Origin of the sequence: Gordonia alkanivorans NBRC 16433 (assembly GCF_000225505.1) — a bacterium.
Taxonomy (GTDB): Bacteria; Actinomycetota; Actinomycetes; order Mycobacteriales; family Mycobacteriaceae; genus Gordonia; species Gordonia alkanivorans.
Genome location: NZ_BACI01000099.1, coordinates 51,472 through 65,038, shown reverse-complemented (window position 1 = coordinate 65,038; position 13,567 = coordinate 51,472). Strand labels below are relative to the sequence as shown.

Sequence of the window (13,567 nt, the reverse complement as noted above, 5' to 3'; positions counted from 1 at the left end):
GATGCGCACGAGCCTAGCGGCGACGCCGGTCGTACCCGCCGTCGGGCGTGGCCTGCACCGACAGGTGTGTACCGGCGGGGGAGCCGCAGCGACGCTCGCACCCCACCCAGTGTTCGCGATCGCCTACCGGGAGGCCGGCCTCGACATGGGCGAGCAGGTCCTCGCGCACCGGGGCGTTGGCCGATCCGCAGCCCGGGGCGCCCACACAACAGCTGAGCCGTGCCCACGGCGAGTTCGCGTCGAAGATCAGGCCCATCGGTGCGAGCACCCGCACCACGGTCTCGGCAACGCCTTCACCGAGGTCACAGATCAGGATCTCCCGGTCCGGGGTGAAGACCACCGGCGACTCCACCGCGCCGATGAACTCGGCGAGGCGCGCGGGCAGGCGGCCGAGTTCGACGACCGAGCCGAGCAGCACCGATCCGTCGTCCTGGTCGAACCAGCCCACGATCGGCTCCACCGGGGCCGCTACGTCGTCTTCGTCGGATTCGACGGTGGGGGCCAGGTTCTCGGCGACGAGCCGCTCCAGGCGGTGGCGGTCCTCGGCGCCGAGATCGCGGACGCGCCAGGCGCCGGGCGCCACCGCGTTCAGACCGGCGGCCACCGAGATGAGTGCCTCGACGATCCCGGGCACCCCTCCGACCGATCCGACCGCGACGCCGCCGACCAGGATGTCGGCGACCACAGGTTCGGCCGAGCGCGCCACGGCACACGCGTCGGCGCCTCGGCGCCGGATGTCGCCGCGACCGTCGTCGACCCCGAACAGGAAGCGTCCCGAGATCGAGGTGGCCGCGGGATCGGCGCGCAGCGCGTCGTCGAGTGCCGCTGTCAGCGGACCTGCGTCGATGACACCGCCGATGCGGCCGGTCAGCGGGCTGACCTCGATGTTCCGGACCTTGTCGTGCGACGAGCTGGGCGCGAGGCCGGCGCTCACCACGGCGTCGGCCACGGCCTCGACGTCGGCGATCCCGCGCAGCTGCAGGTTCCCGCGCGCGGTGAGCTCGAGGAAGCCGTCGGCGTGAGCAGCCGCAGCCTGGGCGAGGGTGGTGAGCTGATCAGCGCGGATCCGGCCTCCGGGAAGCCGGATCCGGGCCAGTGCGCCGTCCTGCGCCTCGTGCGTGCTGAACACGCCGGGGCAACGATCCGCGGATTCCCGGATCGCCGTGCCGGGAGCGGGTTCAGCCGCTTCAGTCATCCCACCAGCCTACGACCGGACCAGGTGACGACTCCGCCGACCGGTCGCCGTAGGCTGAGACCCAACCGCGAGCGGGCTGAAGCCGGTGAGATTCCGGCGCGGTCGCGCCACTGTGAAGGGTCCCGGTAGACGCCGGTGCCCCAGCCAGACCAGTCCCTCGCACACACCCGACACTCCGGGCGCGACAACCCGGCGAGGAGACACGATGATCCTGCTGTTCTCGACCTCGGACACCGATCTGCTGACCGCGGCGGCCGCCGGCGAGGCGAACCCGGAAGTGGGGTTCCGCGGCGCGAATCCCGCACGACTGCTCATCGACGAGATCCCGGCACTGGCCGCCGACGCCGACCTGATCGTCGTCCGCATCCTCGGTGGAACGCGTGCCTGGGAAGAGGGACTCGCCGCGGTCGAGGCGACCGGCAAACCGCTGGTGGTGTGTTCCGGCGAGCAGCAACCGGACCCGGACCTGATGGCCCATTCGACGGTGCCGGCCGGTGTGGCCGCCCAGGCCCACGACTACCTCGCCGCCGGCGGCGTCGCGAACATCGTCAACCTGCATCATTTCCTCTCCGACACCGTGCTGTTCACCGGATACGGCTTCGAGCCGCCGCAGCAGACCCCGGCGTGGGGAATCCTGGAGCGCGCGCAGCGGGAGAATTCCGATGCACCGACCATCGCGGTGCTCTATTACCGCGCCCAGCACCTCGCCGGGAACACCCGCTACATCGACGCGCTCTGCAGCGCCATCGAGGAGCGAGGCGCCCGGGCGCTGCCGATCTTCTGTGCGTCCCTGCGTACCGCTCCCGACGACCTGATCGAGCTGCTCGGCACGGTCGACGCTCTCGTGGTCACGGTCCTGGCGGCCGGCGGCGCGACCCCGGCGACCGCATCGGCCGGCGGCGACGACGAGGCGTGGAACATCGAACGGCTTGCCGCACTCGACATCCCGATCCTGCAGGGCCTGTGCCTCACGGGTTCCCGGGCGGACTGGGAGGCGAGCGACGACGGTCTCTCACCGCTCGATGTCGCAACGCAGGTGGCGGTGCCGGAGTTCGACGGCCGGATCATCACCGTCCCGTTCTCCTTCAAGGAATTCGACGACGACGGCCTTCCCTGGTATCGGCCGGATCCCGAGCGCTGCGCCCGCGTGGCGGGCATCGCGGTGTCGCATGCACAGCTGCGCCGAACTCCGGCCGCCGACAAGCGCATCGCCGTCATGCTGTCGGCGTATCCCACGAAGCACGCCCGCATCGGCAACGCCGTCGGCCTCGACACCCCTCGGAGTCTGCTGCGTCTGCTCTCGGCCCTGCGCGCGGCCGGTTACGACATCGGACCGGAATCCGGTCCCGGTGCGATACCCGGTTTGGCAGAAGACGATTCGGATGCGCTGATCCACGAGATCATCGCGACGGGCGGTCAGGACCCGGATTGGCTGACCGAGGAAACCCTCGCCGCCAACCCGATCCGCCTGCCCGCCGCGGAGTACCGCGACTGGTTCGAGACGCTGCCGGAAGAACTGCGCAACGGCGTCGTCGAACACTGGGGCGAGGCACCCGGCGAGCTGTTCGTCGACCGGTCGAACAATCCCGACGGCGACATCGTCATCGCTGCACTGACTTTCGGCAACATCGCGATCATGGTGCAGCCGCCGCGCGGGTTCGGCGAGAACCCGGTGGCGATCTACCACGACCCCGACCTGCCGCCGTCGCATCACTATCTGGCGTCCTACCGGTGGATCGCCGCCCGACACGCAACGGGGCAGGCCGGTTTCGGTGCGGACGCGATCGTGCACGTCGGAAAGCACGGCAACCTCGAATGGCTGCCGGGCAAGAACCTCGGCATGTCCGCCAACTGCGGAACCGACGCCGCCCTGGGCGATCTCCCGCTCATCTACCCGTTCCTCGTCAACGACCCGGGGGAGGGGACCCAGGCCAAGCGCCGGGCCCACGCGGTGCTCGTCGATCACCTGATCCCGCCGATGGCGCGCGCCGAGTCCTACGGCGACATCGCCCGCCTCGAGCAGCTGCTCGACGAACACGCGAACATCTCCGCCCTCGACCCGGCGAAGCTTCCGGCGATCCGCCAGCAGATCTGGACGCTGCTCACCGCGGCGAAGATGGACCACGACCTCGGACTGACCGAACGCCCGGACGAAGAGGTCTTCGACGACATGCTCCTGCACGTCGACGGCTGGCTGTGCGAGATCAAGGACGTCCAGATCCGCGACGGCCTCCACGTCCTCGGCGAGGCCCCCCGCGACGACGCCGAGGTCGACCTCGTCCTCGCGACGCTGCGCGCCCGTCAGCTGTGGGGCGGAACCTCGGCGTTGCCCGGACTCCGTGAGGCACTGGGCCTTGTCGAGGACGGCACCGCCGAACGCGGGACCGTCGACACCGTCGAGGCGCAGGCCCGTGAACTCGTCGCCGCATGTGCCAAGGACGACTGGTCGGAGGCTGCCGTCGCCGAGGCCACCGCCGGATTGCCCGACGCGGTCGCCGACGTCCTGCGTTTCGCCGCCGGCGAAGTCGTCCCGCGTCTGCGGCAGACCACGGGGGAGGTGCCTCGCGTGCTGCACGCCCTCGACGGCGGCTTCATCCCCGCCGGCCCCAGTGGCTCTCCGCTGCGCGGACTGATCAACGTGCTGCCGACCGGCCGCAACTTCTACTCCGTCGACCCGAAGGCCGTGCCTTCGCGGCTGGCGTGGGAGACCGGACGCGCGATGGCCGACTCACTGCTGGAACGCTATGTCGCCGACCACGGCCACCACCCGGCGTCGGTCGGCCTGTCGGTGTGGGGGACCAGCGCGATGCGCACGTCCGGTGACGACGTCGCCGAGGTCCTCGCACTGCTCGGTGTCATGCCGGTGTGGGACGAGATGTCACGCCGCGTCGTCGATCTCGAACTCATCGACCTCGCCGAACTGGGCCGTCCGCGTATCGACGTCACGGTCCGGATCTCCGGGTTCTTCCGCGACGCCTTCCCCCACGTGGTGGCGATGCTCGACGACGCGGTCGCCCTCGCCGCCTCAGCCGACGAGCCCGACGACCAGAACTTCGTCGCCGCCCACGTCCGCGCCTCGATGGCCGATCACGGCGACCGTCGCCGCGCCGTCACCCGGGTCTTCGGTTCCAAGCCCGGAACCTACGGCGCAGGGATCCTGCAGCTCATCGACTCCCGCGACTGGCGCAGCGACGAGGACCTGGCGCGGGTCTACACCGAGTGGGGCGGCTATGCCTACGGGCGCGGACTCGACGGCGTGCCCGCGGTCGACGACATGCGCGCGGCCTACAAGCGGATCGCGGTGGCCGCGAAGAACACCGACACCCGCGAACACGACATCGCCGACTCCGACGACTACTTCCAGTACCACGGCGGCATGGTCGCGACCGTCCGCGCGCTCACCGGAACGGCACCCGAGGCGTACATCGGTGACAGCACCCGGCCCGACTCCGTTCGCACCCGGACGCTTTCGGAGGAGACCGCCCGCGTGTTCCGCGCCCGCGTCGTCAACCCGCGCTGGATCTCGGCGATGCAGCGCCACGGCTACAAGGGCGCCTTCGAGATGGCCGCGACCGTCGACTACCTCTTCGGTTACGACGCCACCACCGACGTCGTCGCCGACTGGATGTACGAGAAGCTCACCGAGTCCTACGTCCTCGACGAGACCAACCAGGAGTTCATGCAGCAGTCCAACCCGTGGGCACTGCACGGCATCGCCGAACGACTGTTGGAAGCCGTCGAACGTGACATGTGGCACGAACCGCCCGCCGACCTCCTCGATCAGCTGCGCAACGTCTACCTGCAGACCGAGGGCGACATCGAGGCCCGCGGCGAAGACTGAACCCCGGGAGAAAAATCGCCCCGTCGTTCGTTAACCTGCCAGACCCTGACGTCGAGGGTGCCCACAAGGCACCGAAAGACAGGTGAGACGACCATGGCACTCCGCTACTTCGCCGTGTACGCGCTGCTGGAGATCGCCGCCTTCGTGGCGATGGCGGTATGGCTCGGGTTCGGCTGGGCCGTGCTGATCAGCATCGCGGCCGGCGTCCTGGGGTTCCTGACGCTGCGCTGGCAGGGCCGCAAGGTGTTCGGCGAGTTGCGCCGCGCCGCCAACAACGAGGTCGACGCACGGGCGCCGCTGGCCGACACTGCGCTGGTCGCCGCCTCGACGATCCTGCTGGTCATCCCGGGTGTCGTCTCGACTCTCGCCGGCATCCTGCTGCTGTTCCCGCCGACCCGCAAGGTGTTGCGCCCGGTCGTGGTGGCCGTGGGCGCGAAGCGGATGGCGACCGCGATGGACCGCGCGGGCCTGTACGCAACCGGCGTCTACGGCAGCCGAATCCGCGGTGGCGGCGTCCCCGGTGGTGGGACCGTCGTCGACGGCGTGGTTGTGGAGTCCGACACCCCCGGAACCGGCTTCGGCCCAGGAACCACACCGATGACCACCCCGCAGCTGCCGCCCACGCGCTGACCTGGGCACGCCCCGCCCGACCCCTCCCGGCCACATTCACTCACGGCAAGGCAGACTGAACGATCGTGGCAACCCAACTGCTTCTCGGCGGTGCCGTGTACTCGGCGGCCGCCCCCGACGCGACCGCGATGGCCATCACCGATGGGGTGGTGGTGTGGGTCGGTACCGATGACATCGGCCGGGCTCTCCACCCGGATGCGGAGATCGTCGACCTGAACGGGCTCTTCGTCAGCCCGGGTTTCGTCGACTCGCACGTGCACCTCACGTCGACCGGTCTCTCGCTCGACGGTCTCACCCTCAACGAGGCGACGAGCCGGACGCACTGCCTGCGTCTCGTCGGGAAGGCGGTGGCCGACGACGCCGCCGCCGGCCACGACGAGGGCGACCTGCTCTGGGGTCTCGGCTGGGACGACTCGACCTGGGAGGGCCCCGAACCCGAGGACGGCCGGTTCCCGACGACCAGCGAACTCGACGCCGTGGTCGGTGGCCGCCCGGTGTACCTGGCCCGCGTCGACGAACACTCCGCGGTCGCCTCGACGGCACTCCGTCGTCTCGTCCCGGAACTCGCGGGCGCCGTCGGCTACCACCCGGAGGAGCCGCTTGTCGCCGAGGCGCATCATCTCGTCCGCGGTGCGGCCCGCCTCCTCGTCACCGCCGCACATCGTGAACGGGCGCAGCGTCGTGCGCTCGACGTGGCCGCCGCGCACGGTGTCGTCGCCGTCCACGAGAACGGCGGCCCCGACATCAGCGGTATGGACGACTTCCTGGCCATCGCCGACCTCGACCACCCCGTCGAGATCCGCCGCTACTGGGGACAGACCGTCACCGACGCCGACCACGCGGCCGAGCTGATGACCATCACCCGCGCCCACGCCCTCGGCGGCGACCTCTTCATCGACGGCGCGATCGGGTCGCACACCGCGTGGCTCAACGAGCCGTACACCGACGCCCCGGACACCCGCGGCATCAGCTACCTCGACATGGAGACGATCCGCGATCATCTCCGCGGCTGCACACTGGCCGGTATCCAGTCCGGTTTCCACGTCATCGGTGATGCCGCCACCGGTGCCGTCGTCGCCGCGCTCACCGAACTCGCCGACGAGCTGGGCACCCCGGCGATCGCCCGCTGCGCACACCGGCTCGAGCACGCCGAGATGGTCACCGCCCGCGACGCGGAGGTCCTGGCGCGCTGCGGCGTCATCGCCAGCATGCAACCGCACTTCGACGCCGAATGGGGCGGCGAAGGCGACCTCTACGACGCCCGACTCGGCAAGGCCCGCGCCGCAACGCTCAACGACTTCGCGATGCTCGCGAAAACCGGTGTGGCACTCTCGTTCTCGTCTGACGCTCCGGTCACGCCGATCGATCCCTGGTCGACGATCCGGGCCGCCGTGCACCATCATCAGCCGACCAACGCGATCTCCGCACGCGGCGCCTTCGCAGCGGCAACCCGCGGCGGCTGGCGCGCCGGCGGCATCAACGACGGTCTCACCGGCACCCTGACACCCGGGGCGCCAGCGAGCTACGCCGTCTGGGAGGTCGACGACCTCGTCGTGGCCGGCTCCCACGAGAAGGTGCAACGCTGGTCCACCGACCCGCGTTCGCGCGTGCCCGCCCTGCCGGACGTCTCCCCGGGAGCCGACCTGCCGCGGTGCGTCCGGACCGTGCACCGCGGACAGGTCCTCTACGACCGGGACGCCGGGTGAACACCACCGACACGATGATGTCCGCCGAGGAGACCGAGGCGCGTGCACGTCGCTTCACCCTGACCTGGGACTGGAGTCTCCGTACCCTGGCCGCGATCGTCGCCGGTCTGGCGATGTGGGCCGCCTTCCCGCCCCGCAACTGGTGGTTCCTCGCGGTATTCGGGCTGGGTGTGCTGTTCACCGCGCTGTACGTGCGGCGCCCGCGGGTGCGCACGGGTGCATGGGTCGGCTTCGTCTTCGGGCTCGCCTTCTTCATCCCGCTGCTGCCGTGGATCGGCGTCTACGTCGGGCCGCTGCCGTGGCTCGCATTGTCGGTGCTGCTGTCCGGGTACCTCGCCCTGTTCGGCGCGATCGCCACCCTGACCATGCGACTCCCGGTCCCGCCGGTCTGGTTCATGGTCTCCTGGGTGCTCGTCGAAGCCCTGCGATCGGCGTTCCCGTTCGGCGGGTTCCCGTGGGGGAGAGCCGCTTTCAGTCAAGTCGACGGCCCACTGCTACCACTGGCCTCCGTGCTGGGCGCCCCCGGGCTGTCCGCCGGCGTGGCGCTGTTCGGCGCGTCGGTCGCCTGGATGCTGGTCATCCTGGTCTCCGCCTATCGCCGATCCGCCCGATCGGCGGCGGCGCTCACCGGTGACCAGCCCTCGGGTTTCGTGCGGGTCGCGACCCTCGCCGTCGCCATCGCGCTGCTCGCACCCGTGGCGGCGATCGCCCTCACACCGGCCACCATCGACCGCACCATCTCGTCGGAGTCGGTGCACATCGGGGCGGTCCAGGGCAACGTGCCCCGACTCGGCCTGGACTTCAACGCACAGCGTCGTGCCGTGCTCGACAACCATGTGCGCACCACCATCGGCTACGCCCAGGCGATCGATGCCGGCCTCGCCGCCCCGCCCGATTTCGTGCTCTGGCCGGAGAACGCCTCGGACATCTCGCCGCTGGACAACGCCGACGCCGCCGCGGAGATCACCGCCGCCTCCGAGGCGGTCGGCGCCCCGATCCTCGTCGGCACCCTGATCCGCAACTCCGACGGCCGCCCCACGAACTCGGTGCTCGTCTGGGACGGCGCGAAGGGACCGGTCGACCGCTACGACAAACACATCGTGCAGCCGTTCGGCGAATACCTGCCCTGGCGCCCGTTCTTCCGTCTCTTCTCGTCGTATGCGGACATGGCCGGCAACTTCAAGCCGGGCACCGGTCCCACCGTCGTGGACGTGCCCGGCCGCTCGGGTGAGGTCACGGTGGGTGTCGCGACCTGCTGGGAGGTCGCCTTCGACCGTGCGGCGCGCCAGTCGATCCGCGACGGGGCGCAGATGCTCTTCGTCCCCACCAACAACGCGACCTTCGGCCGCACCGAGATGACATACCAGCAGCTGGCGATGTCGCAGGTGCGCGCCGTCGAACACGGACGTGCCGTGGTCGTCGCCGCGACCAGCGGTGTGAGCGCGATCATCGACGCCGACGGCTCGATCACCGAACAATCCGGCGTCTTCTCCTCGGACGTGCTGACCAGCACCCTCCCGCTGCACAACGGAACGACCCTCGCGACCCGCCTCGGGATGTGGCCCGAGGCCCTCGCGATCGTCGTGGCGGTGGGTGGTCTTTTGTTTGCGCTGGCCTCGCGTACTAGGTTCACACTCAAGCCACGCAGGGACGCCGCACGGGCGTCCGGTGACATTTAAGGAGCTCGATGGCATCGGGGATTGACGCCTCGGCAGGACAGCGGCAGTCAGGCGACGCGCCGCAGCCGGTGGTCGGCGCCGACGGAGCGGGCGCACTGGTCGTCGTGCCGACGTTCAACGAGCGCGACAACCTGCCGGTGATCGTCGAACGCCTCCAGGCCGCCCTGCCCGGCGTGCATCTGCTGGTGGTCGACGACTCCAGTCCGGACGGCACCGGCGAGGTCGCCGAGGAGCTGGCCCGCAAGGACGCCGCGGCACACGCCGAGAAGGGCAAGCAGTCGGGTCGCATCCACGTGATGCACCGCCAGGAGAAGGACGGACTCGGCAAGGCATACCTTGCCGGTTTCGCGTGGGGTCTGAGCCGCGACTACCCGGTCATCGTCGAGATGGACGCCGACGGCAGTCACGCACCCGAGCAACTGCACCGCCTGTTCGACGCCATCAACGACGGCGCCGACCTCGTGATCGGGTCCCGGTACGTTCCCGGCGGCAAACTGGTGAACTGGCCGAAGCACCGTGAGTTCCTCTCGCGCGGCGCCAACACCTACGCCCGCGTAGCTCTCGGCGCCAAGGTGCACGACATCACCGCCGGCTTCCGCGCCTACCGGCGCAGCGTGCTGGAGAAGATCCAGCTCGACACGGTCGAGTCGGCCGGTTACTGCTTCCAGATCGATCTGGCCTGGCGTACCGTGCGGGCCGGGTTCGATGTCCGCGAGGTGCCGATCACGTTCACCGAACGTGAGCTGGGCGTGTCCAAGATGAGTGGTGGCGTCATGTCGGAGGCCTTCACGATGGTCGCGCGCTGGGGCATCCAGAGCCGCCTCGAGCGTCTGGGCATCGTCAAGAACTCTTAGCTCGGCATACACATACAGACCGGCCCGGCAGGTGTTCCTGCCGGGCCGGTCTGTATGTCAAGCGGTCGGGCTCAGTGCGAGATGCCCTTGCGACGTTGTTTCAGGAGGTCGAGGCGCTCGTTGAGGAGCACCTCGAGCTCTTCCTCGCTGCGACGCTCGAGCAGCATGTCCCAGTGGGTGCGCGGCGGCTTCGTCTTCTTCTCCTCGGGCTCTGCGCCCTCGAGGATCGTGCCTTCCATACCGTTCTTGCACGGCCACTTCGACGGCACCTCGGCGTCGTCGGCGAAAGGCACGTCGAAGATCTCACCGTTGTCGGTGCGGTACTGGACGATGCGACGTGGCGCGAGGTCGTGGTCGCGATCGGTCTCGTAGCTCACCGCGCCGAGGCGGCTACCCCGAAGTACTCGATCTGCCATGAAGGGTTCCTCTCAAAGCTTCGTCAGATTCTCAGTTTGCCGGATCTATCAGCTGTGTTCACGCGGCGTTCACCATCGAACGCAGCCAACTGAGTCGTCAACAGGAACATTCTACGCGCATTCTTCCCGGTGGTTTGCCACCGCCGACCACCCGTGTTGACCGGCGGCGGCCGCCGGTCGTGCCGTGCCGGTCTCCGGGCGTCCGACCGGGGTACCGTCTCCGATGTGGAACAGGTCTCCCATCGTCGGCGCCGCCCGTACAACTGTGCCTGGTGCGGCTCGATGATGGTCGACTCGGAACTCGGCCGGCGCCGCAAGTACTGCAAGCGTTCGTGCAGGCAGCGCGCCTATGAGCAGAGAACGCTCCTCGAGGGCACATCCATTCCCGCCGACGCCGTGATCCTGTCCGCGGCCGAGGCCGCGGACTTCGGGGACCGGATGTTCGCCCTCCGCTGCGCCGCGGAGGACCTCGGCACCGCGGTCGCCGAACGCGCCGACCACGATGTCCTGACCGAGCTGACCGACACCCTGCTCGAACTCGCGAAGGAAGCCGAGAAGCTGCGGTGATCGCCCGCATCTTCGGCCTGTCCGGCGTCGTCTCGGTGGCGGCGCTGATCGTCGCCTATCTCTACCTCGGCTGGACCGGGCTAGCGCTGTGCGCCATCCTCGGCGTGCTCGAGGTGTCGCTGTCCTTCGACAATGCCGTCATCAACGCGACCATCCTCGAGCGGATGTCGGAGTTCTGGCAGCGCATGTTCCTGACCGTGGGCGTGCTCATCGCGGTCTTCGGGATGCGTCTGCTGTTCCCGCTGTTGATCGTCTGGATCACCGGCGGCCTGAATCCGGCCGAGGCGCTGCGGCTGGCCACCAACCCACCGCCGGAGGGGCAGACCCACTTCGCCGACGGCCAACCCAGCTACGAGACGATCCTCACCGAGGCGCATCCTCAGATCGCCGCGTTCGGTGGCATGTTCCTGTTGCTGCTGTTCCTGAACTTCGTGCTGACCGAGCGGGAGCGCACCTGGCTGACGTGGCTCGAGCGCCCACTGGCCAAGATCGGCAAGCTCGACCAGCTACCGGTCGTGCTCGCGTCGACCGGCCTCGTGCTCTGCGCGGAGTTCCTCGCGTCCGATGACATCAGGGCCACCGTCCTGATCGCCGGGATCCTCGGCATGGTCACCTACATCACCGTCGACGGACTCAGTTCGCTGTTCATGTCCGACGGTCCGGAACACGACGAGCCGGGTCCGACCCGAGCGACCAGGGCGACCGGCAAGGCCGCGTTCTTCCTCTTCCTCTACCTCGAGGTGCTCGACGCGTCCTTCTCCTTCGACGGCGTGATCGGCGCGTTCGCGATCACCTCTGACCCGATCATCATCGCGCTCGGCCTCGGTTTCATCGGCGCGATGTTCGTCCGGTCCATCACGATCTACCTCGTGCGTACAGGCACGCTGGGGGAGTACCGGTATCTCGAGCACGGAGCGCACTGGGCGATCGGCGCGCTCGCCGTCATCCTCCTTCTGGGCGTGGAATTCCATATCGACGAGATCGTCACCGGCCTCGTCGGAGTGGCGTTCATCGGTGCCTCGCTCGCGAGCAGCATCCGGGCGAATCGACGCGACTCACGACGCCCGAAAACCCCGTCTTCGGTGAACGCCTGATGCCCCGATCGGAAGCGTTCGACGGGAATTCATGACCTTCCGGTGAACGTTCTGAGACACATTCGAATCACCCTGGGTCACTTACTCCCGACTGTCGGTCGACAGGTGTACAAAGGACTCCGTCGGTGACGTGCGTCACGCACGATCCCCGGGATTGCGCGACCGGGGCGAGGTGCCCCGGCACTACTTCGCAAACAGCACGCAGTTGGAGGTGGAATGAACGACAGGCAGCAGCAGATGATCCAGTTCGAGAAGTACTGGTACCCGCTGGGCGGTGGGTCGTCGAAGCAGATCATCGAGGAATTCGGGCTGTCTGATCGAGATTTCTTCACCGAGCTCAACCGGATCGTCGACGCCGATCCGCCGGAGGCCCTGAGCGCCGCCGAGCTACGCCGTATGCGTGAGGTCATCCGCCGTCGTCTGTGGATGGCCCGCTAGTCACGCGCCGGGCGCGGTTCTGCCGACGATCCGCGGTGAGGGGATAATCGATCCGTGCCCTTCTCCGACGACGATCTCGAATCGTTCTACCGCGAGATCGAGGCGCGGATGGCTTTCCACGAGCTGATGCACCGGCGCCCCGCGGCGCGAGCGGAGCGTCGGATTGAGACAGCCGAGTGTCCGACACCGGACAAGCTTCCCTTCTCGTCGCCGGCCGATGCGCTCGACGGCATCGACCGCATCAAGCGGCGAGCGCTGGGCACCCTGTCACTCCGCTACTACGAGTGCATGTGCGGTGCCTGGCACATCACCAGCTCGGCGCGGCTGACGTACCGACCCACCCCGCCGGCACCCCGTAGGCGGAAGGGTAAGAAGAAGCGGTGATCCCGCCGAACCCGTTCCCGACTGCGATCGTCGAACTCGCCTGCGCCGACCCCGCACTCGCCGCCCATACTCACGCGAGCCTTCTCGGTCTCTCCGGTACGCCCGATGCCGATTCGCCGGCAGTGGTTCTCGGGAACACCGAGCTCCGGTTGCGTCAGGCACCCGCCGGGGATGCTGATGCCGAAGCCGATCACCGGGTGTATTTCACGGCCGACGACCTCCCGGCGATGCACCGGCTGCTGGTCCGACGCGGCTTCCCCGTGGTCGAGTCGACGCTCGGGGTGTTCGGCGAGACGGCCCCGCTCGGTGTCGCCGCCCGTGAGGCCGTGGGGGAGTCGACACATGCCGGGGACGTGACGGGGATGGACCACCTCGTCTTCACCTGCGACAACCGCGATCGGGCGGTCGCGCTGTTCGGCGGCGTGTTCGGCCTGGACTTCCGGCTCGACCAGCCGATCGGCGACAACGCCCGGCAGCTGTTCTTCCGCGCCGCTGACCTCATCGTCGAGGTCGTCACCGCCGCGACCTCGAACGAGCCGCCGACCCCCGCTGCGACCTCGCTGTGGGGTGTCGCCTGGCGGTCCACCGACGTCGAGGTGACCCACGCGCGTCTGTCGTCTGCGGGTTTGGCACTCAGTGAGATCCGTACGGGCCGCAAGAAAGGCACCCGCATCTTCACCGTCCGAGAACGCGCCCTCGGCACCCGCACGGTCATCATCGGTCCTGCTTGAGTGCCGAAACCTGGGTTTTCGGCGCCCCCTGC

Annotated in this window: 12 protein-coding genes; 10 read left to right on the top strand and 2 right to left on the bottom strand. The window is 69.0% G+C overall.

The window, feature by feature from the left end:
- Positions 1 to 13: 13 nt before the first annotated feature.
- A complete protein-coding gene (locus tag GOALK_RS18605) occupies positions 14 to 1,195 on the bottom strand; it encodes a ferredoxin-like domain-containing protein (protein ID WP_006360379.1) in 1,182 nt (393 codons plus the stop codon).
- A gap of 85 nt (positions 1,196 to 1,280) precedes the next feature.
- On the opposite strand from GOALK_RS18605, the gene cobN reads away from it, so the two are divergent.
- From cobN to GOALK_RS18580, 5 genes are all read left to right on the top strand, one after another.
- Positions 1,281 to 5,036, top strand: coding sequence for a cobaltochelatase subunit CobN (gene cobN, locus GOALK_RS18600; RefSeq protein WP_429913172.1), 3,756 nt, complete (start codon positions 1,281 to 1,283; stop codon positions 5,034 to 5,036).
- 93 nt (positions 5,037 to 5,129) lie between these two features.
- Positions 5,130 to 5,666: an FxsA family protein gene (locus GOALK_RS18595; protein ID WP_006360377.1), complete on the top strand. Its 537-nt coding sequence runs from the start codon at positions 5,130 to 5,132 to the stop codon at positions 5,664 to 5,666.
- A 65-nt stretch (positions 5,667 to 5,731) separates the two neighbouring features.
- Positions 5,732 to 7,372 (top strand): amidohydrolase, encoded by a 1,641-nt coding sequence (locus GOALK_RS18590; protein ID WP_040004348.1) that lies wholly within the window; start codon positions 5,732 to 5,734, stop codon positions 7,370 to 7,372.
- Positions 7,369 to 9,051, top strand: coding sequence for an apolipoprotein N-acyltransferase (gene lnt / locus GOALK_RS18585; protein WP_006360375.1), 1,683 nt, complete (start codon positions 7,369 to 7,371; stop codon positions 9,049 to 9,051). Before GOALK_RS18590 ends, lnt begins: the two co-directional genes overlap by 4 nt.
- Positions 9,052 to 9,059: 8 nt before the next feature.
- Positions 9,060 to 9,905, top strand: coding sequence for a polyprenol monophosphomannose synthase (locus GOALK_RS18580; RefSeq protein WP_006360374.1), 846 nt, complete (start codon positions 9,060 to 9,062; stop codon positions 9,903 to 9,905).
- 71 nt (positions 9,906 to 9,976) lie between these two features.
- On the opposite strand, the gene GOALK_RS18575 is transcribed toward GOALK_RS18580, so the two are convergent.
- On the bottom strand, positions 9,977 to 10,321 hold the full coding sequence (locus GOALK_RS18575; protein ID WP_006360373.1) for an RNA polymerase-binding protein RbpA: 345 nt from the start codon (positions 10,319 to 10,321) through the stop codon (positions 9,977 to 9,979).
- Positions 10,322 to 10,603: 282 nt separating this feature from the next.
- On the opposite strand from GOALK_RS18575, the gene GOALK_RS18570 reads away from it, so the two are divergent.
- The 5 genes from GOALK_RS18570 (at position 10,604) to GOALK_RS18550 (ending at position 13,535) form a co-directional block, all read left to right on the top strand.
- Positions 10,604 to 10,888 carry a hypothetical protein gene (locus GOALK_RS18570; protein WP_040004353.1) on the top strand — a complete coding sequence of 95 codons (285 nt, stop codon included), beginning with the start codon at positions 10,604 to 10,606 and terminating at the stop codon, positions 10,886 to 10,888.
- Positions 10,885 to 11,982, top strand: a complete 1,098-nt coding sequence (locus GOALK_RS18565) for a DUF475 domain-containing protein (RefSeq protein WP_006360371.1) — start codon at positions 10,885 to 10,887, stop codon at positions 11,980 to 11,982. The genes GOALK_RS18570 and GOALK_RS18565 overlap by 4 nt, the downstream gene beginning before the upstream one ends.
- 216 nt (positions 11,983 to 12,198) lie before the next feature.
- The gene (locus GOALK_RS18560) at positions 12,199 to 12,420 is read left to right on the top strand and encodes a DUF3263 domain-containing protein (RefSeq protein ID WP_006360370.1); all 222 of its coding nucleotides are present in this window, start codon (positions 12,199 to 12,201) and stop codon (positions 12,418 to 12,420) included.
- 54 nt (positions 12,421 to 12,474) lie between these two features.
- The gene (locus GOALK_RS18555) at positions 12,475 to 12,804 is read left to right on the top strand and encodes a hypothetical protein (protein WP_006360369.1); all 330 of its coding nucleotides are present in this window, start codon (positions 12,475 to 12,477) and stop codon (positions 12,802 to 12,804) included.
- Entirely contained in the window at positions 12,801 to 13,535 is a 735-nt protein-coding gene (locus GOALK_RS18550; protein ID WP_006360368.1) for a VOC family protein, read from the top strand. Before GOALK_RS18555 ends, GOALK_RS18550 begins: the two co-directional genes overlap by 4 nt.
- Positions 13,536 to 13,567 lie beyond the last annotated feature (32 nt).